Consider the following 22,680-nt stretch of genomic DNA (forward strand, 5'->3'; position numbering starts at 1 on the left):
TACCACCCTTCTTGGAGAAGCCACCTTCTCCCACTCTCCTCTTAACGCCCATCGGCGGGTCTGCCTACTCCCATTCAGCAGACCAGCTCCAAGGTGTCCTTCCCGGGACTTCCGCAAGGGATGCTCACACCCGCGCCTGCTTTCAAGCCACGGCATCCCCTCTCTGATGCATCCATCCAGGTACTCTCCTCTTCACAGCCGTTGGAATATGAGGTTATAAGTATTATAAAGCCAATGGAAAGGCACTGTCAACCATTGTTTTTCTACAGCCTCAGAACGTTGAGCCCCACGTTGGGATCAAACTCCCTGTCCACTTCTCCTTCCACTTTCTGTACGAAAACCTCGCATACGCCGCTCACCACGGCCGAATTCAAGTGCCCCCCTATAGCCTCAAATCGAGAATTTGCCAGAGTGGCGTGTATGTGAAGATAGGTCTGGCCCTTCATGGTGGTGATATTGCCCGTAATGGAAGTTATCTCATGCTCGCCGGCCACCTCGGTTGAACTATACACTTTCTCTTTAGTATCAAAGATTCCTATCACCAGCTTGTTTGAAGCCCCTATACCGGTTATATATCCCAGCTTGATGTTTTCCGCCTCGCAAAAGCGCTTGAGCGACTCTACAACCTCTTCTCCTTTTTCAATGCTTACAATGTAAGTGTTCCCAAATCTTTTATAGGTCATCCTCAATACCCCCTTCGGATCCATCTATAAACCTCATCTTTCGCTGTATCATCTCATCAAGCCGCTCCATATACTCCTTCACGTCCTTTACGTTCGGAACACGGTGTATGCAGTCGTTTTCGGCAAAGTATACCTTGCTCACCGCACCGGCACCAAATGCCCATATGGTCTGCTTTTCGCCCATCATCTGAATATTGTATATGCACGCCTTACCAGGCTTAGTATACCCAACATTTTCAAGATTCCCCACCATGTATTTCTGGCGATAAAGGTAATAGGGCACCAATCCCATTTCCTTTACCCATTTCTGACATGTCTCCAACATCTTCTCAGCAACGTCATCCGAGACCAAGGGGTATTCATCCAACGATTCCTTAAGCCTGGACGCCCTCTTTACCGCCAGGGTGTGTACAGTGAGGTTATCGGGCTGGAGGGCAGCAATGGCCTCCATAGTTCTTTCCATGTGCGGCACACCTTCCCCGGGTAGCCCCACTATTACATCCATGTTTATGCAATCAAAGCCAACATACCTGGCCATGTGAAACCGCGATACCACTTCCTCAACCGTATGTCGCCGGCCAATCCTATCAAGCGTCTCCTGGTTCATGGTCTGAGGGTTGATGCTTATACGGTTTACTCCAAAGGCCTTAAGCATCCAAAGCTTGTCGAGGTCCAGAGTATCGGGTCTACCACATTCCACCGTGTACTCCCCTACCTCATGGTCATCCAGCAACAGGGCTATGGCGCTCAAAAGCCGCTCCAGTGGGTCATAACCAAGGGCAGTAGGAGTCCCTCCACCTATATAAAGGCTTTGAATCACAACCCCTTTTTGGAGCAAAAGCGAGACCACACTATTAAGCTCGCTAACCAGGGAGTCTATATAGGCATCCACCATTCCCCTGTACCCATCTATCACAACCGATGGAAAGGAACAATAAAGGCATCTGGTGGTACAAAAGGGGACGTGTATATAAAGAGACGCAGTTTGGGTAGAGGCTGATTTTATCACACCCCGCTGATTCTTAGCTGTTTCAACCAAAAGAGAAGCTTTATCATCCCTTACATAATACTCAGACTTCAAAACGTCCAAAACCTCTTGGTCTTTCAATCCGTCATCCATCAGGTTATGCACCACCTTAAGGGGGCGCACACCCGTAAGTATCCCCCAGTGCGGATGCTTGCCGGTAAACTGGGATAGCACATCATACACACACTGGCACAGGACCTTCTTTATCTCCCTCTTTTGTCTGAGATGAGACATTCTGGTAGTTTCATCTAATTTTTGGCTTCTCCGGCTTGTAGAAAGCACCTTACCGCCATTGTCTTCCAACCGACTTTCAGCTATGATTTCAAAACCAGAACAGGTATAATGAGCAACAATGAACAAATCATTTTGCCCATCTGCTTTTTCTCCTGAATTATCCCTTTCCGCCGACGCATCACTAAGTACCTTGACCGGGTGATCCGGAAAAAATACACGGGTGAGTTCCCATATTTCGTGCTCAAATTTGTCATCTGCAACATGAACATATATATTCAAAATTACAACAACCCTCCACTACAAAAAGGTATTTTTCAATGCCTAAAAACCAGCCTCGTCATGGTCACTATCAAGCCCTTAAAACGCTCTTTTTAACAATTCTTTCGGCTATTTTATAAACGGATTGGCAATCCTTTCAGTACCAATGGTGCTCCTCAATCCATGGCCCGGATAGACGGTATAATCATCATCAAGTACCAAAAGCTTATCCCTTATGGAACTAATCAACTGGTCGTAGCTGCCCCCTGGAAAATCGCTCCTGCCTATCGCCCCCTGAAACAACGTATCTCCGGTAAATACCGCCTTTATCGGCCTCTCTACCACAAAACAGGCGCTTCCCTCCGAATGTCCAGGCGTATGGAGCACTTTTATATTTATACCGCCAACATCAAGTACATCTCCTTCTTTTAGCAATACATCTGCCGGCGTCTGTACTGAATACCCTCCCATAAAGGTCGAAAGGTTCAGGCTGGCATCGGTAAGAGCCGGAGCATCACCGGCATGAATAGCTACACAAGACTCCAAATGTTCTTTGAGAAACTTCACAGCACCTATATGGTCAAAATGGCCATGGGTAAGCAATATATATTCTACTTTAACCCCTTCATGCTGTATACGATTTAATATGCTTTGTCCCTCAGCACCCGGGTCAATAACGACAGCCCTCATGGTATTTTTGCAGTAAACTATATAGCAGTTGGCAGCCAGTTCTCCAACCGGCATGGTTATAACCTTCATGTCTGCTGCTCCTTTCTCCCTTAAAAGGTCCTCTTGCTGTCCAGAAGTATGGTCACCGGGCCATCATTGATAAGCGACACATCCATCTTTGCTTGAAATATGCCGGTAGCCACAGGGATGCCAAGCTGACCTATCCTCTCCACAAACAAGTCATAGTATCTCTTTGCTACATCAGGAGGTGCTGCCTGGGTAAAGCTGGGTCTACGTCCCTTCCTGCAATCGCCGTAAAGAGTAAACTGCGAAACCGCCAGTATGGCCCCTCCCACATCCTTTACAGACAGGTTCATCTTGCCATTCTCGTCTTCAAACACCCTCAAGCCTCCCACCTTGTCCACTATATATGCCAGGTCATCCTCGCCATCATCCCTTTCCACGCCCAAAAATACCAACAGTCCATTTCCAATTGAACCCACCACTTCACCGTCTACTTTAACGCTGGCGTGTTTAACCCGTTGAACAACCGCCCTCATTCAAACCTTCACTCCAAACAACTTAAAGGTTTTCGATCGTCAGCATAAAGGCGCTTAAACAGGTCGCCTCTAATTCACGAGGCGTTTACCCTGTGCACATCCAGTATATCAGGCACTTTTTTGAGCTGCCTCATCACCTTTTCAAGCTGCTGCGTGTTTTTTATTTCCAGGCTTAAGTTTATAAAAGCCTGACGCATCCTGTTGGTTCTGGCATTGACAGCCGTTAAAGCTATATCCATATTGGCAAGGGTACTGGTTATGTCGGCCAAAAGCGAATGCCTATCCCGAGCTATTATCTGTATTTCGGCATTATATGAAGCTTTATCCTCACCAGTCCACTCCACATCCACCAGCCGATGCCTTTCCTCAGGAGCAATGTTGGCCACGTTGACACAATCAACCCTGTGCACTGATACCCCTCTACCCCTTGTGATGTATCCTATAATCTTATCTCCCGGCACAGGGTTACAACATCTGGCAATTCTTACTAATATATTATCCACGCCCTTTACATGTATGCCGTTATCGGCACGCCTTCTAGGCTTATCCTCCTTTTCCTGCTTTACAGTTACTTCTTCCTCTGATTCAGAGGTAGCAACCTTTTGATATTTCTTGTACTCGTTGATGAGCCTTACCAGCACCTGGCTGGTAGTAAGTCCGCCGTAACCCACTGCGGCGTATATATCATCGATTGAATGAAACCCATATTTCTTGAGTATTGGTTCAATCCACTCGTTTTTAATGAGCTGAGACAGGGCATACCCTTGCCTCTTTGCCTCTTTTTCCAGCATTTCCTTGCCCTTTATTATGTTTTCCTCTCGCCGTTCCTTTTTGAACCACTGCTTGATCTTATTCTTCGCTTGAGTGGTCTTAACTATCTTGAGCCAATCACGGCTGGGACCACGGCTGTTAGGCGAGGTTATTATTTCCACTATATCGCCTGTTTGAAGCTGATAATCCAAAGGAACCAGCTTGCCGTTGACCTTGGCGCCTACGCACTTGTTGCCTATCTCGGTATGGATGGCGTATGCAAAGTCCAATGGCACCGCTCCTTTAGGCAGGTCAATGACATCCCCCTTGGGCGTAAAAACAAACACCTCATCGCTGAACAAATCTATCTTCAATGTCTCGACAAATTCCCTGAAATCCTTAAACTCGTTTTGCCATTCCAAAAGCTGGCGTATCCATGCCAGCTTCTCGTCAAGGTCGGTTGAAACCTTACGCCCTTCTTTGTATTTCCAGTGGGCTGCAATCCCGTATTCGGCAATGCGATGCATATCCCAAGTACGTATCTGTATCTCAAACAGCTCGCCCCTGGAGTCAATGACAGTGGTATGGAGCGACTGATACATGTTGGGCTTGGGAACAGCTATATAATCCTTGAACCTGCCGGGTATGGGTTTCCAAAGGGTGTGAACTATGCCCAGTACAGCGTAACAGTCTTTCACCGAATTTACGATGACGCGTATGGCCAGCAGGTCATAAATCTCATCAAAGCTCTTGTGCTGCATGTACATCTTGCGATAGATACTGTAAAAGTTTTTGGGACGCCCCTCTATCTCGGCCTCGATGTTCATTTCCTCCAGCTTCTTTTTGAGAGTCTGGATGACCTCCTGAATGTACGCCTCCCTCTCTCTCCTCTTGGCCGCCACCTTTTCCACCAGGTCATAATACCCTTTAGGATCTATATAGCGTAAGGATATATCCTCGAGTTCCCACTTTATCTTGAATATGCCCAACCGGTGAGCCAGCGGAGCATAAATCTCCAAAGTCTCATAGGCCTTTTCGCGCTGCTTCTCCTCGTCAACATACTCAAGAGTCCGCAGGTTGTGTAGCCGGTCAGCAAGCTTTATGATTATAACCCTTATGTCCTTCGCCATAGCCACAAACATCTTCCGCAGGCTTTCAAGCTGCTGTTCCTCCTTGTTCTTATACTCTATCCGGCTGAGCTTTGTAACCCCATCCACCAGCTTTGCTATATCGCCCCCAAATTCATTCTCCAGTTGCTGTAAAGTAACGCCGGTATCCTCTATAACATCGTGCAATATGCCTGCCACAACCGTATCCACATCCAACCCAAGCTCCAACAATATAAGAGCAACTTCCACGGGGTGGATAATAAATGGCTCGCCAGATGAGCGCTTTTGCCCCTCATGGGCTTTTGCAGCAAAATCATAGGCCTTGCGTATCAGCTGCAACCCCTCTTTGCCATACGCCTGCTCAGCCTTGGTCTCAAGTTCCAATACCTTAACCTCTATTCCATTGCCACTCATTATCCCACCCCTTTCTCTTCTGCATTCAGAACCCCATGTTCTATACAACCAATTTAAACCATCCACTAATTTTAAATAATCCTGAAGCCGTCTTCAAAATCAGGATTTTGCCATAATTACAAAGAATGGCTGGCACAGTAGCACCAACCATCCTTCCATCCTCCAATATTTTACACTCAATCATCGTAGGTAATTACCGAATACACATCATATCCTTCCAGAGTCTTTCGTCCGTTCAAATACGACAGCTCTATGACAAATGCCACACCCGTGACTATACCTCCTAATTTCTCCACCAGCTTGACAACCGCCAGAGCAGTCCCTCCCGTGGCTAGCAGGTCATCCACCACTACCACCTTTTGCCCGGGCTGAATGGCATCCTTGTGTATCTCCAACACATCTGAACCATACTCCAAGCCATACTCGTAACTCACGGTCTCAGCGGGTAGCTTGCCCGGCTTGCGCACCGGTACAAAACCCACCTTAAGCGCATACGCCACTGGGGCCCCCAATACAAACCCTCTTGCTTCGGGTCCAACTATGAGTTCAGCTCCTTTATTCTTGCAAAAAGCCACCAGCGAATCTATGGTGTAAACATAGGCCTCGCGATCTTTAAGCAAAGTCGTTATGTCTTTAAAGCTTATACCCGGCTTTGGAAAATCCGGTACCACCCTGATCTTTGACTTCAAATCCATTACTATTCCTCCTTTTCACAATGGGATTGCAACCCTTCAATCCATACCCTGTACTTTTGATAAAGCACGCTCTCGGTGAGCTCGCGGCTTCGCGGATTTTGAACGCACTCCACCTTCACATACGCCTGCTGGCTGTCTATCCTCACAAAGTCCAATTCCTTAAATACACCCAACATCAAGCGCATCTGAAACTCGTTTATATCCTGCCCCGTTGCTTGATTGAATTGCCACACCATTCTGGACAACCCTGGCCACAGGTTTTGACCTGAGCGTTGTGAGTACAGCCATTTGTACAGCGCCACAAAGTGCATTCTCTCCACCTTCAGCCGCTCAAGCACCCTTTTGAGCAACACTCCCTGGCTGTTCCAGCCCTTTATAATATAAACTTTCTCACTTAAGCCTTCCATAGAAAACAATCGAGGGTATAGAGGAAGCTCCCCTTCAAGCAAAAAGATACTTCTGTAATGCCTGAAAAGCACCCTGTCAATCAGAGGAGCAAGAAGAATGCCATTTATTCCCGTCTCCCACATTTCGTGGAAGTATCCATACGCAAAGGCCGTATGAGGCATTTCCTCCTGGACAATTAGATTTAATGCCCACTGTGCTCCTTCTAGAGTACTTGCCAAAATCAAGTTACCTACCTTGGATGCCTTAAAACGGCGTATCGCCTCCTCATAACCTAACTGCTGGAACGCCAGTTCCCATACCTTGCTCAATTGACTAGTATTTATGCAATCATTATTATACATAATTTCTTGCAAAAAAGCATCAAAAAATTTAAAATAAAAGGGTTCCAGAAATGCTTCCACATCATTACGGGAGTTTATTACGTTTTGCATGGACTTAACATTGAGCTGTACCTTCTTCACGCCACCCCACTCATTTTCCTCCACAGCGGCGATGATATCCACCTTATTACGCTTTCCTAGCAAGTAATCCTTTTTGTCACCTAATCCAAAGCCGATAGCGTCCCACAGCCGCTGCCCAGTAGATATCGCCATCTTTAGATGCTTTCCATCATCCCCTACTGCCCAGCAGCTTTCCACCTGAGCATTGCAAAACAGGAATTTAGGTGGTGGATTCCCCATACCAAAAGGTTCGAGCCGCTTTAGCTCTTGTACCAGCGATAGGGTAATGTCCTGCGGCGTCAATAATCCATCATGATAATCGCGAGGGATGAGCAGCAACTCGTCCATGGTACGGTGCGCATAATTCAAAAGGCGTCGTTTCAGTTCTGGAATAGCCTCTCTCAAAATGCTAAAACCCGCTGCCATTTCATGGCCTCCAAACCGAAGGAAGAGGTCATCAACGTGTTTTAAAGCGTTGTATATGTCAAAGCCTTCAATGCTCCGCGCAGAGCCCACACCAGTATCGCCTTGAAGCGAAATCAATATGCATGGACGGTAAAAAAGCTCGCTGATTTTTGAAGCTGCGATGCCTATGACACCAGGGTGCCAGCCTTCCCCCTCCTCCCCTTCTAACACTATTATCCATTCGGTACTGAGGTCACCATTTTTAATAACCCTGTCTATGCACTCTTCTACCAAAGCGTTTTCGATACGCTGGCGCCTGCTGTTCTCCTCATTGAGCTGCCGAGCAATACTTGAGGCCTTCTCCTCATCGTGGGTTGTAAGTAGCGAAAAGCCCAGATAAGCTGTAGCCATCCTCCCAGCAGCGTTCAGCCTGGGGGCTAACATAAAAGCTATCTTGTATGCATCAATACTGCCTTGAGCCAACCCAGCAACTCTAATCAACTTTTCAACTCCCAGCCTAGGGGATATATTCATGCGTTCTATACCTTTAGCTGCCAGTATCCGATTTTCATCCACCAATGGTACCACATCAGCTACTGTACCCAGGGCTATTAAATCAAGATATTCCTCCACAGCCTCAATTCCGCCCATGGCCTGAATCAGCTTGGCAGCTACCCCCACCCCTGCCAGGCTGCAAAAAGGATAAGAATGGTCACCACGCGAGGGATTGATAACAGCACAGGCATCAGGTAGCTCTCCTGAACACTGATGATGGTCGGTGACTATAACATCCACGCCAAGCTCCCTGGCCAGCTTCACCTCTTTAATCGCAGTTATACCACAATCCACCGTGATGATAAGCTTAACCCCACCATCACAAAGCTGCTTAACAGCTTGGCAGTTCATGCCATACCCTTCAGAATAACGGTCAGGGATGTACACCTCAACCTCTGCACCTCTATTCTTTAAAAACAGGTACAAAACAGAAGCCGCCGTAATTCCATCCACATCATAGTCTCCATATATCGCAATCCGTTGGCGGTGATCTATAGCTTGTTGAATCCGGTCAACCGCTTTTGCCATATCAGGAAGCAAAAAAGGGTCATGTAATTTATTCAAAGAGGGATCGATAAACGAGGTAGCCTGCTCTAAATCTCTGATACCCCTGTTGACCAACAGCCTTGCCATGACATTGGAAATACCCAGACCATTACTTATACTCTCTATACATTTGTGCCACTCTGGCGTCTCCTCTACCAGCGGAAGATAGAGAGGCATGGCATTTCAGCTCCTCATGTTGAAAAATGAGAGTATTTTTGTTTAACGACAATTAATACCTTTTTCAAGAAAATAACAGATAAAATAACAACAAGAGCTTCCCGAAGGAAGCTCATTTACACTCTTTCCATAGATCAACTTACACAATTAAAAGAGATAAACTTATTTATGAAATGGTCGATTTTATTTAGCCATCTATTTTTGCATTTCAACGTGCCACACACTGCTCGTTTTACAGTATTTACACCAAGCCATTTCCGATTATTTTGCGGCAGCAACTCGGCGCCTCTCTGACCTTTCATTCCATTCGACCCACAAAGGACCAGCAATGAATATTGTAGAATAAGTTCCCGAGATTATACCAACCAGTATGGGCAATGAAAACTCCTTGATGGATTCTACTCCGAACACATACAAAGCCGTTACCGTAAGGAATGTGGTAAGAGAAGTATTTATGGTTCGCGTCATCGACTCGTTGATGCTCTTGTTCACTATTTCAGCCCAAGACAAACTCCTACCATATTTCTTTTGGTTCTCACGCACCCTGTCAAAGATCACGATGGTGTCATTGATGGAATAACCTATTATAGTAAGCACAGCCGCCACAAAAGGGCTGTTGATCTGCGTCCTCAAAATAGCAGCAGCCGCGACCATTATAAGCACGTCATGTACTAATGCGACAATGGCCGCCACCCCTGACCTAAATTCAAAGCGTATTGCTACATATATGAGGATAAATACCCACGATATTACGGTGGCCAATATAGCATTACGCGTCAGGTCTCTCCCAATGGTAGGGCCTACCGTGTCAACGCTAAACCTTTCATCCGACAAGTTATATTTTTCTTTCAAAGCCTCTATCAATTTCTTCTGTATTTCGCTTTGGTTTTCCATGTACCTCATGCGTATAAGAGCATCTTGTTTGTCTTCACCTACCTGTACTACAGTAGCCTGTATACCCTGAGATGAAAGTATGCTGCGGATATCATCTGGTGAGTAGGGTTTGCCGATGTTGACGTATATGACAGTCCCACCCTTAAAGTCAATACCCAAGTTCAAGCCCTGAAAGATGGTGATAGCCAAACCGACCAAGATAATGACCAGCGAAATTGTGACAAATATTTTGTATCTTGAAACAAAATCAATTTTCATCTCCCGTATACCCCTCTCATACACCATACAACTTCTTGTTTTGCACGTTCAAGTCTATGATGAGCCGCAGCACATATTTGGTAAAGACCACCGCCGTAAACAAGCTTACCACTACACCCAGCATAAGCGTCTTGGCAAACCCTTGAATGGGACCTGTCCCGAAATACAGCAGCACCACGCCGGCAATAAGAGTTGTAACATTGGAATCCAATATAGCGCTGAACGCCTTTGAGAAGCCGGCATCCAGAGCTGCCCTCATGGTCTTGCCTGCACGCAGCTCCTCTTTCATCCTTTCAAATATCAAGACATTGGCATCCACCGCCATGCCTATTGACAGCACTATGCCTGCAATACCCGGTAGCGTAATCGTAATGCGTGCCACCACCGTGATCAGCATCACAAGCAACGCATAAACCACCAGGGCCAAATCGGCGACCAAACCAGGCAACCTGTAATAAACCAACATGAATAAGAATACCAGCGAAAGCCCTACTATGCCTGCCAGTATCCCTCTTTCAAGGGCATTGGCTCCTAACGTCGCACCAATGGTCCTCACTTCCACCTGTTTAAGCTCTACCGGCAGTGCACCGCTCTCGATCAAGTTTGCCAGCGTCTTAGCTTCTTCTATATTCTCCATACCCTCGATTACGCCTTGACCATTTGGGATTTCCTCATTAACTTTAGGTTGCGATATGGGATTGCCGTCCAGAACAATCTTTATCACCTTGCCAAGGTATTTCTCGGTAGCCTCGGCAAATTTCTTTGCACCTTCGGGATGCAGTTCAAAGTGAACGACGGGTTTTTGGCCTGTTATATATCCTGGCTTTGCACTCTTAACATCTTTTCCAGTAATTATTACATCTCCCTCTGGGCCAATAAATTCCAGCACAGCAGGCTTCATCAATATATCAGCCAGTTCTTGTGGATTGCTCACACCGGGTATCTCCACCACGATGCGATTTGTGCCCTGAGGCGCAATTGTAGCCTCATGTTGATTAGCTCTGTCAAGTCGGTTACGCATAACCCTTATTGCGCCCTCAATTTTATTATCCCTGTCCGGATCACCGGGGGCGATGTCAGCCTCATACACGACATAAAGGCCTCCCTTTAAGTCCAAACCCTGCTGCACCCCTTCTCCCAAGGGGACAATCCGGTATATCCCTATTTCAAGGCCATTTAATGCGATATAGGACGCTATGGCAATGCATAATATTATCAAAAATAGCTTCAAACCACTTTTCTTCCTCATTACCTGGCCCCCTTAAAAAAACTTACCTTTTCAATTATAATACTTGGGTGGTAGACTAGTCAATAACCGAAATAGAAGACAAAAAACAGCAGTAGCAAACGCCACTGCTGTTTCTTGCCTGTGACATTTTGACCACAAATATCATTCCCGTTAACACAACATCGTCAAAGTCATTGCTTTTGACATGCCTGGTTAGCCACAGTACACGAAGTCTTGCACGCAGACTGGCAAGATGCCTGGCATTCCCCACAACCACCTTTTTTCAGGCTGTCCTTCAACGTTCCCTTATGTAACGTCTTGATGTGCTTCATATCCAAACGCCTCCTTTACAGCAATTTTATCCCTTCAGACTCATCAAAATCCTATTCCCTTGCAACTCCCTACCACTTATCTCAAGTCAGCCCCTACCCTTTAAGAATAACAATACTGCATTCCTGTCTAAAGTATACAAAAAGCATCTTCAGTTTGTCAATCTCCCCGAAATTACAATTTAACCCTACTCAAGATTTATGCCTATGATTCCTCCAATGGCTCCTACCACTATGCCCAGCAGAGCATCCGATAAAAGCACCTTGTCAAAAGCATACTTGCCTCCGAATACAGCACTTATTACAAGAGCCCATACAATATACAAAAGCCCCGTCAATGCACCTTTAAGCCAGCCTTTTGTCTTGCTGCTGCGGGCCGCAAGTGCGCCACCCAAAGCGATGCTTATTATCCTAATGGCCTGGTTTACAGGAGGGATTATGGTTTCCTGCAGGTTAGCCAACTTCATTACCACAGCAAAAACCATAAAACCCAAAAGAGTCACTATGACCGCCAAGAGAGAGGCCTTCAATATGACCAGGCCAGTATACACTATGCCGCTTTTGTCGAGCTGTACCGAATTCTTTTTCAGGCTCCTCATATTGTTCTCCCATCCCTTCACATTGCTTTCTCATTTTAACTTTTATGCCGTGCAGGTACAGAGTATGACAGGCAAAAGGATAAAATAAAGAGGTTTTGTCTGCTCCAAAAATAGTCAGACAAAACCTCTTCGCGTCTACACGTTACGCATATTTTAAAGTTAAACCATCCCGCTTGCTTTTTTTCAATTTATTGAACCCGGCTGGAGACAAAACTTCCCACTACTCTGACATCACTTCAACCAAAAAAATTACACCCATCAACCATCAATCCGCTGAGATCGGCTTATCTACGCTGCGGATAGCCCACCTCTCAACAACCAGCTTCACCTTATCCGGCCCTACTTCTATGGTAAGGATATCGTCACGGATACGTACTATCTTGCCGCAAATTCCACCTATGGTGGTGACATTGTCTCCTACTTTCAAAGATGCCAACATCTCTCTGGTCTCTTTCTCCCGTTTCCTCTGGGGCCTGATGATCATGAAGTAAAAGATTACTATAAGCATCACAAACGGGAGCAAGGATTGAATCAAAAGCGCCGTAGTGCTTGGCTCTTGTGAAGGCATTTTCTTCCCTTCCTTTCTTCTAAAAGTATTCCTTAAATTCTATTTACCAAAAAATTCATATTACAAAACTGTATTTCCATGTTTATTTTACAAACAGGTCATGGTATCTCCTGCCTTTGAAACAAGTATAACACAAAAATTAAATCCTGCCAATTTGCTTTTTATTTTTTCAAGCCTAGCCACATAAAAAATTTCCCATACAGCGTCCTAATTTAGAGCCGTTTACAAGTCATTCTTCATTGCTATACCCGTACCTTTCAAAGAAGCTTCTTCTGTACTCAAGGAGGCAATCATTTTTTATGGCCTCCCTTATCTCTTCCATAAGTCGAATCAAGAACCTCACATTATGCAAGCTGATCAATATGGCTGCCAGTATTTCCCTCGCTTTTACCAGGTGCCTCAAATAGGCACGAGAAAAATTCTGACAGGTATAGCAATCACATTCCGGATCAAGCGGACCAAAATCCCGCTGGTATGGCGCATTGCGCAGCATCACCTTCCCCCGGCTGGTCATGGCTAGACCTGTCCTGGCCGTTCTAGTGGGAAGCACGCAGTCAAACATATCCACTCCCCTTATAACACCTTCTATCAGGCAATCCGGCGAACCTACCCCCATTAAGTACCTTGGCTTGTCCTTCGGCATGGCTGGAGTTATGTGCTCCAAAATCTCATACATTATAGGCTTGGGTTCACCTACGCTTAAGCCTCCTATACCATACCCAGGAAAATCCAGTTCCAACAGTTGCTCAAGGCTTCTCATCCTGAGGTCACGAAAGACGCTACCCTGAATGATTCCAAAAAGCGCCTGATCCTCCCGCTGGTGAGCAGCCTTACACCGTTTGGCCCACCTGGTGGTCCTCTCAACAGCCTCTTTTGCAGTTTCATAATCGCAAGGGTAGGGTACACATTCGTCAAAGGCCATTATGATATCTGCACCCAGTGCATTCTCTATCTCGATAGCTTTTTCAGGGCTTATGAAGTGCTTTGAACCGTCCAGATGTGACCTAAAGCAAACGCCTTCATCGGTTACCTCCCTTAAATCAGCAAGGCTGAACACCTGGAACCCACCGCTATCAGTGAGTATGGGCCTGTCCCAGTTCATGAACTTGTGCAATCCACCGGCCTGCCTGATCAGCTCATGCCCCGGCCGCAAGTAAAGGTGATATGTATTGGCCAATATAATCTGGGCGTTTATCTCTTTAAGGTCCCGGGGCGTCAAAGCCTTCACGGTAGCCTGGGTGCCCACAGGCATAAATACAGGGGTCTCAAAGCTGCCATGCGGGGTATGTACCCTGCCCAACCTTGCACCGGTTTTGGAGCACTCCTTTATAAGTTCAAACTTAAAAATCATACTTCACCTCTAACCACACGAATTAATTTTCGTATTTTATGCAAAATCTCCTCAACAACGCAACCAGCGCCTTCACAAGTGTGCATCCCAATTTCAAATAGATAGAGTCAGAGTATCAGCATGGCATCACCAAAGCTGAAAAACCGATACCGTTCCTTTATCGCTTCTTGATACACCCTGAGTATCTCTTCACGGCTACACATGGCACTCACCAACATGAGCAGGGTAGATTTGGGTAGGTGGAAATTGGTGATGAGCGCATCCACCACTTTGAACTTGTACCCCGGATATATGAACAGGTCAGTACACCCCTTTTCAGTTGGATGCACCCTGCCGCTGTCATCGGCCGAAGACTCCAGGGCCCTTGTGGAGGTGGTCCCAACAGCAATTACTCGACCTCCCCTTTCTTTGGTCTCGTTTATAACCCTTGCGGCCTCCTCAGTGATCCTGTAGTATTCCTCGTGCATGCGGTGTTCTTCTACATTATCAACCTTTACGGGCCTGAAAGTCCCAAGCCCCACATGAAGGGTTACCCTGACTATGTCCACCCCCAAAGCCCGTATCTTCTCAAGCAATGGCACAGTAAAATGGAGCCCTGCAGTAGGTGCCGCTACCGACCCACGGTGTTCAGCATAAACCGTTTGATACCTTTCAGGGTCGTCTATTTGTTTTCGAATATAAGGTGGAAGCGGCAAAATCCCCACTTTATCCAGTACTTCGTTAAAAACGCCCTCATATTGAAACTCCACTATGCGCCCCCCTTCGGGGGTCCTATCAAGCACCTTGGCCTCAAGCAACCCATCTCCAAATATGAATACACTACCTATATGCGCTCTTCTGCCAGGTTTTACCAAAACTTCCCATCGCCTATCATTTATTTGATTGAGCAGCACAAACTCGATTTTACCACCGGTACCAGCCCGCTTGCCCAAAAGCCTAGCCGGAATCACTCTGGTATCGTTGACCACCAGGCAATCCCCTTTATGCAAATACTCTACTATATCCTTAAAAATTCGGTGCTCTATCTTACCGGTAGTGCGATGATATACCAGCAGGCGCGACTCATCGCGTTTTTCTGCAGGAAATTGGGCTATCAACTCCTCCGGAAGGTAATAATCAAAATCTTCTACCTTCAAGCTGCTATCTCACCCTCACTTTCTATTTTGTATTCAAAAGGAATTGAACTTCTTACCAGCACCAGTCAATGCTTACTATAAATAAACCAGTAAAGTATTATTATATCAATCTCTGCTGCTCATGATAAGGGATTTTCAAGTGGCGATAGGCAAGGGGCGTTACCACCCTACCGCGCGGGGTACGGGCAATGAATCCCATCTGCAGCAGAAATGGTTCATATACATCCTCAATAGTGGTGCTCTCTTCACCAGTCGAAGCAGCCAGGGTATCCAGTCCCACCGGACCACCATTGTACTTTTCTATAATGGTTCTCAAAATCTTCCTATCAACCTCATCCAGGCCCAGGGAATCCACCTCCAGAAGGTCCAGGGCTTCCCTGGCAACCTCCCTCGTAATCATCCCATTTGCCCTGATCTGCGCAAAATCCCTAACCCGCTTGAGCAAACGATTGGCCACCCGCGGCGTACCACGTGACCGTGTTGCAATCTCCCTTGCCCCTCCGGGCTCTATGGGAATCCCCAGAATATCAGCCGATCGAATAACTATCCTGGTTAGCTCATCAGTAGTATAGAGTTCCAGGCGATGTATCACTCCAAATCGATCCCTGAGAGGAGAGGTTAGCATCCCGGCCCTGGTGGTAGCTCCTATTAGCGTAAACTTAGGAAGGTCAAGGCGTATCGAACGGGCACTGGGGCCTTTCCCTATTATGATATCCAGTGCGAAGTCTTCCATAGCGGGATAAAGGATTTCTTCAACGCTTCTGCTCAACCTGTGAATCTCGTCTATGAACAACACATCTCCATCGCTCAAATTAGTAAGTATAGCCGCCAGATCTCCTGGCCTTTCGATGGCCGGCCCGGAAGTTATTCGGATGCCCACTCCCATCTCGTTGGCTATAATCGAAGCAAGCGTGGTCTTGCCTAATCCTGGGGGGCCATAAAGCAAAACGTGGTCCAAAGGCTCACCCCTCTTTAATGCAGCCTGTATAAATATTTTGAGCTGCTCTTTCACCTTCTCTTGCCCTATGTATTCATCAAGGGTCCTAGGCCTTAAAGTCTGCTCGGTCTCGCTATCCTCATGAAGCTTCATTGAAGTGACAATCCTGTTTTCCTGCTCAGCCATGATGCTCACCCCTATCTTCTATCCAGGGCTTTGAGAGCCAGCCTAACCAGAGTTGCAGTATCCTGTGCCTGGCCCTTTACCAGATCCACAGCCTGTTGAGCCTCAACCGCTTGATATCCTAATGCCATCAGAGCCTGCACCGCCTCCTTCTCCATCCCCTGCGCTGGAATGGCTTGATTCACCCTAGCTACAGCGCCCTCTAACGCCTCTTTGTCAATTTTTTCCCTCAATTCCAGTATAACCCTTTGAGCCGTCTTTTTTCCTATCCCAGGAGCAGAGCTCAAAGCCTTCTCATCGCCGGTGGCAATTGCCAGAGCCAGCTGAGTTGACGACAAAGTCGAGAGCATGGAAATGGCAGCTTTGGGCCCTATACCCGATACTGAGATGAGCTTCTCAAACAATAGCTTGTCCTCGCGATTTAAAAAACCATAAAGTTCCAAACTGTCCTGACGAACGTTGAGATGCACATACAGCTTAACCTCGCTCCCCCTTGAAGGAAGCTTCGAGGCTACAGAAGCCGGAACAATTATATGAAATCCCATCCCTTGCACGTCCAATACCACGTGCTGTGGACCGGCCTCCACAAGCGTTCCCCTCAAATACGAAAACATATCATCTCTCCTATCAAAAACCATTATAGCAAATAACTTCTTCTCCGAAAAAAACACAAGGCATACAGACCTATGTACAGGTTTCAATCCTTAGTATATAACAACAGCAATAACAGCATCCTTACTCACGCAGTATAAAGCCCGCCCTCTCCATCTTAGCCCTCATGGCAGCCGAATGAATATGGCATATGGATACCGCCAGGGCATCGGCAGCGTCATCCGGCTTTGGTACACACGGCAAATTGAGGAGAATTCGCACCATCTGCTGAACCTGCTGTTTAGAAGCCCTACCATATCCCACTACTGCCTGTTTAACCTGCAACGGAGTATACTCGTATACTTCGACACCCTTAAGAGCAGCGGCCAACACAGCCACCCCTCTGGCATGCCCTATGGCAAGAGCCGTCTTTACATTTTTATTGAAAAACAGTTCCTCTACAGCTACTGCCTGAGGAGCATAGCGCTCTATAAGCTCGCTTACCGAGTTAAAGATGGCAACAAGCCGGTGCGGGGTGTCCATGTCAGAAGGGGTACTCACAACCCCATAGTCGACAACTTTCAAGGAATTGCCATCCTGTTTGACCAACCCATAGCCCAAGATGGCTATTCCTGGATCTATTCCCAGTACAAGCATAACCCACTCCAAAAAACAATGATTTTTAACACGCTATTGCCACACTCTATGGAATGCGCTATAGTAATATTATGATTTTTTCGGTACTGTGTCAACTCCAACTACCCGATTAATATCTCTTCAGATAAAGATGCAATAGAAATTTTAAGACAACAAAGCGACACAGGCCGATAAGTAATTGAATAATTATGCATGTTACTGTATAATTATTAAAAACAAATTGACGGAGGTTGAAAATCATGGGTGAAAAGCAGAAAGTGGTACTGGCATATTCCGGCGGGCTGGATACATCCATCATAATCCCCTGGCTAAAAGAAAATTTTGATTACGAAGTGATTGCAATGATAGGAGACGTAGGCCAGGGTGAAGAGCTGGAACCCTTAAGGGAGAAGGCCATAAAAAGCGGTGCCAGCAAGGTCTACATAGAAGACCTGAAAAAGGAATTTGTGGAGGACTTCATATTTCCTACGCTGAAAGCAGGAGCAATATATGAAGGCAAGTACCTGCTGGGTACATCTTTTGCACGTCCGGTGATCGCCAAGCGCCTTGTAGAGATAGCCGAAAAGGAAGGTGCTGTGGCAGTAGCCCACGGAGCCACCGGTAAAGGGAATGACCAAGTGAGGTTTGAACTGACCATTAAAGCATTAAACCCACACCTTAAGATCATAGCCCCCTGGCGTATGTGGAATATACGGTCCCGAGAAGATGCCATAGATTACGCTCGTGCCCGAAACATTCCCGTACCGGTCACCAAAGAGCACCCCTACAGCATGGATCGAAACCTATGGCACCTAAGCCATGAAGGTGGCGATTTGGAAGACCCACGGAATGAGCCCGGAGATCACGTGTATCTCATATGCACGCCCCCTCATAAAGCCCCCGATGAGCCCGAATACGTGGAAATAGAATTTGAAAAGGGCATCCCGATAAAGGTAAATGGCACCAGATATGACGGCGTGGAGCTCATACAGAAGGTAAACGAAATAGGCGCCAGACACGGAATTGGAATAGTAGACATGGTGGAAAACCGACTGGTGGGCATAAAATCCAGAGGAGTATACGAGACCCCTGGAGGAACAATACTCTATACAGCTCACAGCATACTTGAGAGCATCACTCTAGACCGCGATACACTGCACTATAAGCAGCACGTAGCCCTCAAATTTGCAGAGTTGGTATACGACGGTAAATGGTACACGCCTTTGAGGAAAGCGCTGTCGGCCTTCGTGGATAGCACGCAGGAAAACGTAACCGGTTGGGTACGGCTCAAGCTATATAAAGGAAACTGCATACCTGCCGGGGTCGAATCCCCCTATTCCTTATACGATAAAGAGCTAGCTACCTTCAGCGAAGACAGCGTATACAACCAAAAAGACGCCGAAGGATTCATCAATCTCTTTGGGTTGCCGCTTAAAGTCCAGGCACTTTTGAGAGAAAAAAGAAAGGGTCTTGACTCATGAAACTGTGGGGCGGCCGTTTTGAAAAGGAGACCAGCAAGGAGGTAGACGACTTCCATTCCTCTATCCATTTTGATTACCGCCTGTACAAGCAGGACATATTAGGTAGCATAGCCCATGCCACAATGCTGGGCAAGCAGGGCATCATATCCCCCGAAGAGGCACAGGCCATCTGCGAGGGGCTAAAACAGATACTGAAGGATATCGAAGATGGTAAGGTAAGTTTCAACGTTGCAAGCGAAGACATACACATGAACATTGAATCGCTGCTCATAGAAAGGATAGGGGACGTGGGGAAAAAGCTGCATACCGCCAGAAGCCGCAATGACCAGGTAGCACTGGACACCAGGATGTACACCAAAGAGGCCATCGATGAGGTCATAAAGCTCTTGCTGGTGCTTGAAGAGCAGCTGGTTACCATTGCAGAAAAGCACAAGGAGACCATCATGCCGGGATATACCCACCTTCAAAAAGCCCAGCCAGTAACTTTAGGCCATCACCTGATGGCATACTTTGAGATGTTCCGGCGTGACATAGAGCGGCTTAAAGACGCCTTTAAAAGGGTAGATGTAATGCCTCTCGGTTCGGGAGCCCTGGCAGGGACCACTTATCCTCTTGACAGGCAGTATGTGGCGGAGCAGCTGGGTTTTTCATCTATATCCCGTAACAGCATGGACGCTGTTGCCGACAGAGATTTTATACTTGAGTTTTTAAGCTGTGCGGCCATAATAATGATGCATTTGAGCCGGTTTTGCGAAGAGCTCATACTGTGGTCAACGGATGAATTCAAGTTCATCGAGATGGATGATTCCTACAGCACCGGAAGCAGCATAATGCCACAAAAGAAAAACCCTGATGTAGCCGAGCTGATACGCGGAAAAACCGGCAGGGTGTACGGTGATTTAATAGCGCTGCTTACAACTATGAAAGGCCTTCCACTGGCTTACAACAAGGATATGCAGGAAGATAAGGAAGCCCTCTTTGATGCAGTGGATACTGTAAAGAGCTGTATCTCGGTATTTACCGGCATGCTCAGTACCATCAAGGTATATCCTGAAAACATGTTAAAACAGGCCGCAAGGGGGTTCATCAACGCCACCGATGCGGCTGATTACCTGGTAACCAAGGGCGTCCCATTCCGCGATGCCCACCACATAGTAGGAAGGCTGGTGCTTTACTGTATACAAAACGGAAAAGTGTTGGAGGAACTGACACTAGAAGAATACCGCCAATTCTCAGATAAATTTGACCAAGACATCTATGATGTCATATCCCTTAAAAGTTGCGTAAGCCGCAGAAGTCTGCCGGGTGGCCCCGCACCTGCTGCTGTGTCACAGGCCATAGAAGAAGCCCGCAGGTGGATTGAGGGGCAAAAATAAAGGGCGTATTGAACGCCCTTTATTTTTTACTCCCTTATCTGGCCGTTTCCGTATATGATGTACTTTATGGTGGTAAGCTCCTTAAGCCCCATAGGTCCTCGGGCATGCAGTTTTTGAGTGCTTATGCCTATTTCAGCACCAAACCCAAATTCAAATCCATCGGTAAAGCGCGTCGAGGCATTCACATACACAGCAGCGGCATCCACTTCATCCAAAAACTTCTGGGCCGTAAAATAGTTTGTTGTGACGATGGCCTCAGAGTGGCCTGTTCCGTGCTGCCTAATATGCTGTATGGCCTCGTCAACTCCGTCTACCACCTTTACGGCTAGTATTAGGTCCAGGTATTCTGTATCCCAGTCCTCTGGCGTAGCAGGGACGGCATCGGGTATAATCTCCAGCGTCTTTTGACAGCCGCGAATTTCGACGCCCTTTTCACGCAAAGCCTTAACCGCCTTTGGCAAAAACTCCGCCGCAATCCTCTTATCCACAAGCAACGTTTCGGCAGCGTTGCAAACCCCCGGCCTCTGCGTTTTGGCGTTTACTATAATCTTCACCGCCATGTCCTGGTCGCACTCGCCGTCTACATACACGTGGCAATTGCCCACCCCCGTTTCTATGACAGGCACGGTAGCTTCCTCAATCACAGCCTTTATAAGCCCAGCTCCACCCCGTGGGATGAGCACGTCTACAAGGCCGTTTAAACGCATGAGCTCACGCACGCTAGCCCTGTCGGTATCTTCGATGAGCTGAATGGCCCCTTCAGGGATGCCAGCCTGGTAAGCCGCCTGGACCAAAACCTCCACTATAGCCTTGTTGGACTGTATAGCCTCAGAACCTCCGCGAAGTATAACCGCATTGCCGGTCTTAAGGCATAGCCCTGCTGCATCAGCTGTCACATTGGGCCTGGACTCGTATATGATTCCTATAACGCCCAGCGGCACCCTGCGTTGGCCAATGATCAACCCGTTTGGCCGCCTCCACATAGACACTACCTCTCCCACCGGATCAGGCAGTGACTTCACCACCCTCAGCCCTTCAGCCATGTCCTTTATGCGCTTTTCGTTAAGGGTCAAACGGTCAATAAAAGCCTTGGACTTGCCGTTTCGTATAGCCGCCTCCACATCAGGTTTATTGGCCTCAATGATATAATCGACTTTGTCTTCAAGGGCTTGAGCCATCATCTCCAGTGCCCTGTCTTTAACGCTGGAGGAGAGCTTTGCCAGCTGGGTAGCAGCCGATTTGGCCTTTTTGGCCTTCTCCAAAACCTCGCTCATCATTATCCTCCTCTCCGTTAGGAACAAAGATAGTCCCCACAGGCTCTCCATTTATGATCCTGCATATGTTATAGGGGTTGTCCCCATTTGCGATGACCATGGGTATGCCGTGGCTGTTGCATATTCTAGCAGCAGCCAGCTTTGTTATCATTCCACCAGTACCGAAGCTGTTGTCGGTATTCTGGCAATTTCGCTCGATCTGACGGGTTATACCATACACCACTGGAATGAGCTTCGCATCCGGGTGGTGTTTGGGATTCTTATCATACAAGCCATCTATATCCGAAAGCAGTATCAAAAGGTCCGCTTTCACAAGCACTGCCACCACTGCTGACAGGGTATCGTTGTCCCCAAACTCGATCTCCTCAGTAGCTACAGTGTCGTTCTCGTTCACTATAGGAATGCTCCCATACTTGAAAAGGGTATTGAACGTGTTAATGGCGTTGTTCTTTCGATGCTCATCCTCTATTACATCCTTGGTAAGCAAGATTTGTGCAGCTATCTGGCCGTATTCGCTAAACAGCTTTGAATATACATGCATCAAACTCACCTGGCCTATGGCAGCCAAGGCTTGCTTCTCCGGCAGGGAGTCAGGCTTCTTCTTAAGCCCCATCCTGGAACACCCTACACCTATAGCTCCAGAGGTGACCAACACCACGTTCTTGTTCTCATTTTTAAGGTCCGACAAAGCTCGGACCAACTTTTCAACCACAAGCAGGTTTATAGTGCCATTGTGATGAGTTATGGTGGACGTCCCCACCTTTACCACAACGGTTTTTGCGTTTTTTATCCTTTCCATGACATCCTTTGCATCCATTAAGTCCTCACTGCTTGTAGTTTTTCCCCTTTCCTGTTTCTCCTCTACAACATCCCCCATATCGCCTTACCCCTTCTTAATAAATTCCCTAG

Annotated in this window: 21 protein-coding genes and 1 other annotated feature (1 of these 22 running past the window's edge); of the genes, 2 read left to right on the plus strand and 19 right to left on the minus strand. The window is 47.1% G+C overall.

Features of this window, described 5'->3' with window-relative positions:
• Positions 1-205 (minus strand) — a binding site (T-box leader) (it extends 30 nt beyond the left edge of the window).
• Between the two features lie 58 nt (positions 206-263).
• The 17 genes from JOD02_RS05640 to ruvC form a co-directional block, all read right to left on the minus strand.
• Entirely contained in the window at positions 264-683 is a 420-nt protein-coding gene (locus JOD02_RS05640) for a PPC domain-containing DNA-binding protein (protein WP_204487755.1), read from the minus strand.
• Entirely contained in the window at positions 673-2,223 is a 1,551-nt protein-coding gene (gene hemZ / locus JOD02_RS05645) for a coproporphyrinogen dehydrogenase HemZ (protein WP_204487756.1), read from the minus strand. The genes JOD02_RS05640 and hemZ overlap by 11 nt, the downstream gene beginning before the upstream one ends.
• Before the next feature lie 108 nt (positions 2,224-2,331).
• Positions 2,332-2,961 carry an MBL fold metallo-hydrolase gene (locus tag JOD02_RS05650; RefSeq protein WP_204487758.1) on the minus strand — a complete coding sequence of 210 codons (630 nt, stop codon included), beginning with the start codon at positions 2,959-2,961 and terminating at the stop codon, positions 2,332-2,334.
• Positions 2,962-2,981: 20 nt separating this feature from the next.
• Positions 2,982-3,431, minus strand: a complete 450-nt coding sequence (dtd, locus tag JOD02_RS05655) for a D-aminoacyl-tRNA deacylase (protein ID WP_204487760.1) — start codon at positions 3,429-3,431, stop codon at positions 2,982-2,984.
• 74 nt (positions 3,432-3,505) lie between these two features.
• The gene (locus JOD02_RS05660) at positions 3,506-5,704 is read right to left on the minus strand and encodes a RelA/SpoT family protein (RefSeq protein ID WP_204487762.1); all 2,199 of its coding nucleotides are present in this window, start codon (positions 5,702-5,704) and stop codon (positions 3,506-3,508) included.
• Positions 5,705-5,880: 176 nt separating this feature from the next.
• The gene (locus JOD02_RS05665; RefSeq protein ID WP_204487764.1) at positions 5,881-6,399 is read right to left on the minus strand and encodes an adenine phosphoribosyltransferase; all 519 of its coding nucleotides are present in this window, start codon (positions 6,397-6,399) and stop codon (positions 5,881-5,883) included.
• 2 nt (positions 6,400-6,401) lie between these two features.
• Positions 6,402-8,930 (minus strand): single-stranded-DNA-specific exonuclease RecJ, encoded by a 2,529-nt coding sequence (gene recJ / locus JOD02_RS05670; RefSeq protein WP_204487766.1) that lies wholly within the window; start codon positions 8,928-8,930, stop codon positions 6,402-6,404.
• 261 nt (positions 8,931-9,191) lie between these two features.
• Entirely contained in the window at positions 9,192-10,082 is an 891-nt protein-coding gene (gene secF / locus JOD02_RS05675; protein ID WP_204487768.1) for a protein translocase subunit SecF, read from the minus strand.
• A 16-nt stretch (positions 10,083-10,098) separates the two neighbouring features.
• Positions 10,099-11,331: a protein translocase subunit SecD gene (secD, locus tag JOD02_RS05680; protein WP_204487770.1), complete on the minus strand. Its 1,233-nt coding sequence runs from the start codon at positions 11,329-11,331 to the stop codon at positions 10,099-10,101.
• 170 nt (positions 11,332-11,501) lie between these two features.
• A complete protein-coding gene (scfA, locus tag JOD02_RS05685; protein ID WP_084054676.1) occupies positions 11,502-11,642 on the minus strand; it encodes a six-cysteine ranthipeptide SCIFF in 141 nt (46 codons plus the stop codon).
• Positions 11,643-11,827: 185 nt separating this feature from the next.
• Positions 11,828-12,238 carry a TIGR04086 family membrane protein gene (locus tag JOD02_RS05690; RefSeq protein WP_204487772.1) on the minus strand — a complete coding sequence of 137 codons (411 nt, stop codon included), beginning with the start codon at positions 12,236-12,238 and terminating at the stop codon, positions 11,828-11,830.
• Between the two features lie 265 nt (positions 12,239-12,503).
• Positions 12,504-12,806, minus strand: a complete 303-nt coding sequence (gene yajC, locus JOD02_RS05695) for a preprotein translocase subunit YajC (protein WP_204487774.1) — start codon at positions 12,804-12,806, stop codon at positions 12,504-12,506.
• A gap of 229 nt (positions 12,807-13,035) precedes the next feature.
• Positions 13,036-14,157: a tRNA guanosine(34) transglycosylase Tgt gene (tgt, locus tag JOD02_RS05700; protein WP_204487776.1), complete on the minus strand. Its 1,122-nt coding sequence runs from the start codon at positions 14,155-14,157 to the stop codon at positions 13,036-13,038.
• Between the two features lie 107 nt (positions 14,158-14,264).
• On the minus strand, positions 14,265-15,293 hold the full coding sequence (gene queA / locus JOD02_RS05705; RefSeq protein ID WP_204487777.1) for a tRNA preQ1(34) S-adenosylmethionine ribosyltransferase-isomerase QueA: 1,029 nt from the start codon (positions 15,291-15,293) through the stop codon (positions 14,265-14,267).
• A 100-nt stretch (positions 15,294-15,393) separates the two neighbouring features.
• Positions 15,394-16,416, minus strand: coding sequence for a Holliday junction branch migration DNA helicase RuvB (ruvB, locus tag JOD02_RS05710; protein ID WP_204487779.1), 1,023 nt, complete (start codon positions 16,414-16,416; stop codon positions 15,394-15,396).
• An 11-nt stretch (positions 16,417-16,427) separates the two neighbouring features.
• A complete protein-coding gene (ruvA, locus tag JOD02_RS05715; RefSeq protein WP_204487781.1) occupies positions 16,428-17,027 on the minus strand; it encodes a Holliday junction branch migration protein RuvA in 600 nt (199 codons plus the stop codon).
• Positions 17,028-17,148: 121 nt separating this feature from the next.
• Positions 17,149-17,661, minus strand: coding sequence for a crossover junction endodeoxyribonuclease RuvC (ruvC, locus tag JOD02_RS05720; protein ID WP_204487783.1), 513 nt, complete (start codon positions 17,659-17,661; stop codon positions 17,149-17,151).
• Between the two features lie 239 nt (positions 17,662-17,900).
• On the opposite strand from ruvC, the gene JOD02_RS05725 reads away from it, so the two are divergent.
• Positions 17,901-19,121, plus strand: coding sequence for an argininosuccinate synthase (locus JOD02_RS05725; protein ID WP_204487785.1), 1,221 nt, complete (start codon positions 17,901-17,903; stop codon positions 19,119-19,121).
• Positions 19,118-20,497, plus strand: a complete 1,380-nt coding sequence (argH, locus tag JOD02_RS05730) for an argininosuccinate lyase (protein WP_204487787.1) — start codon at positions 19,118-19,120, stop codon at positions 20,495-20,497. The genes JOD02_RS05725 and argH overlap by 4 nt, the downstream gene beginning before the upstream one ends.
• 26 nt (positions 20,498-20,523) lie before the next feature.
• Here the strand turns inward: argH and JOD02_RS05735 are convergent, their stop codons facing one another.
• Positions 20,524-21,771 (minus strand): glutamate-5-semialdehyde dehydrogenase, encoded by a 1,248-nt coding sequence (locus JOD02_RS05735; protein WP_204487789.1) that lies wholly within the window; start codon positions 21,769-21,771, stop codon positions 20,524-20,526.
• A complete protein-coding gene (gene proB, locus JOD02_RS05740; protein ID WP_394355744.1) occupies positions 21,695-22,648 on the minus strand; it encodes a glutamate 5-kinase in 954 nt (317 codons plus the stop codon). Before proB ends, JOD02_RS05735 begins: the two co-directional genes overlap by 77 nt.
• Positions 22,649-22,680 lie beyond the last annotated feature (32 nt).

This window comes from Caldicoprobacter guelmensis, assembly GCF_016908415.1.
In the GTDB taxonomy this organism is placed as follows: domain Bacteria; phylum Bacillota; class Clostridia; order Caldicoprobacterales; family Caldicoprobacteraceae; genus Caldicoprobacter; species Caldicoprobacter guelmensis.

Excerpts from the sequence above, each read along its gene's own strand:
- tgt (WP_204487776.1), bottom strand. The coding sequence starts at position 14,157 with ATGATTTTTAAGTTTGAACTTATAAAGGAGTGCTCCAAAACCGGTGCA.
- proB (WP_394355744.1), bottom strand. The coding sequence starts at position 22,648 with ATGGGGGATGTTGTAGAGGAGAAACAGGAAAGGGGAAAAACTACAAGC.
- scfA (WP_084054676.1), bottom strand. The coding sequence starts at position 11,642 with ATGAAGCACATCAAGACGTTACATAAGGGAACGTTGAAGGACAGCCTG.
- ruvC (WP_204487783.1), bottom strand. The coding sequence starts at position 17,661 with ATGCTTGTACTGGGAATAGATCCAGGAATAGCCATCTTGGGCTATGGG.
- secF (WP_204487768.1), bottom strand. The coding sequence starts at position 10,082 with ATGAAAATTGATTTTGTTTCAAGATACAAAATATTTGTCACAATTTCG.
- recJ (WP_204487766.1), bottom strand. The coding sequence starts at position 8,930 with ATGCCTCTCTATCTTCCGCTGGTAGAGGAGACGCCAGAGTGGCACAAA.
- ruvA (WP_204487781.1), bottom strand. The coding sequence starts at position 17,027 with ATGTTTTCGTATTTGAGGGGAACGCTTGTGGAGGCCGGTCCACAGCAC.
- secD (WP_204487770.1), bottom strand. The coding sequence starts at position 11,331 with ATGAGGAAGAAAAGTGGTTTGAAGCTATTTTTGATAATATTATGCATT.
- JOD02_RS05660 (WP_204487762.1), bottom strand. The coding sequence starts at position 5,704 with ATGAGTGGCAATGGAATAGAGGTTAAGGTATTGGAACTTGAGACCAAG.
- argH (WP_204487787.1), top strand. The coding sequence starts at position 19,118 with ATGAAACTGTGGGGCGGCCGTTTTGAAAAGGAGACCAGCAAGGAGGTA.
- JOD02_RS05650 (WP_204487758.1), bottom strand. The coding sequence starts at position 2,961 with ATGAAGGTTATAACCATGCCGGTTGGAGAACTGGCTGCCAACTGCTAT.
- JOD02_RS05665 (WP_204487764.1), bottom strand. The coding sequence starts at position 6,399 with ATGGATTTGAAGTCAAAGATCAGGGTGGTACCGGATTTTCCAAAGCCG.
- JOD02_RS05640 (WP_204487755.1), bottom strand. The coding sequence starts at position 683 with ATGACCTATAAAAGATTTGGGAACACTTACATTGTAAGCATTGAAAAA.
- yajC (WP_204487774.1), bottom strand. The coding sequence starts at position 12,806 with ATGCCTTCACAAGAGCCAAGCACTACGGCGCTTTTGATTCAATCCTTG.
- dtd (WP_204487760.1), bottom strand. The coding sequence starts at position 3,431 with ATGAGGGCGGTTGTTCAACGGGTTAAACACGCCAGCGTTAAAGTAGAC.
- ruvB (WP_204487779.1), bottom strand. The coding sequence starts at position 16,416 with ATGGCTGAGCAGGAAAACAGGATTGTCACTTCAATGAAGCTTCATGAG.
- JOD02_RS05690 (WP_204487772.1), bottom strand. The coding sequence starts at position 12,238 with ATGAGGAGCCTGAAAAAGAATTCGGTACAGCTCGACAAAAGCGGCATA.
- JOD02_RS05725 (WP_204487785.1), top strand. The coding sequence starts at position 17,901 with ATGGGTGAAAAGCAGAAAGTGGTACTGGCATATTCCGGCGGGCTGGAT.
- JOD02_RS05735 (WP_204487789.1), bottom strand. The coding sequence starts at position 21,771 with ATGAGCGAGGTTTTGGAGAAGGCCAAAAAGGCCAAATCGGCTGCTACC.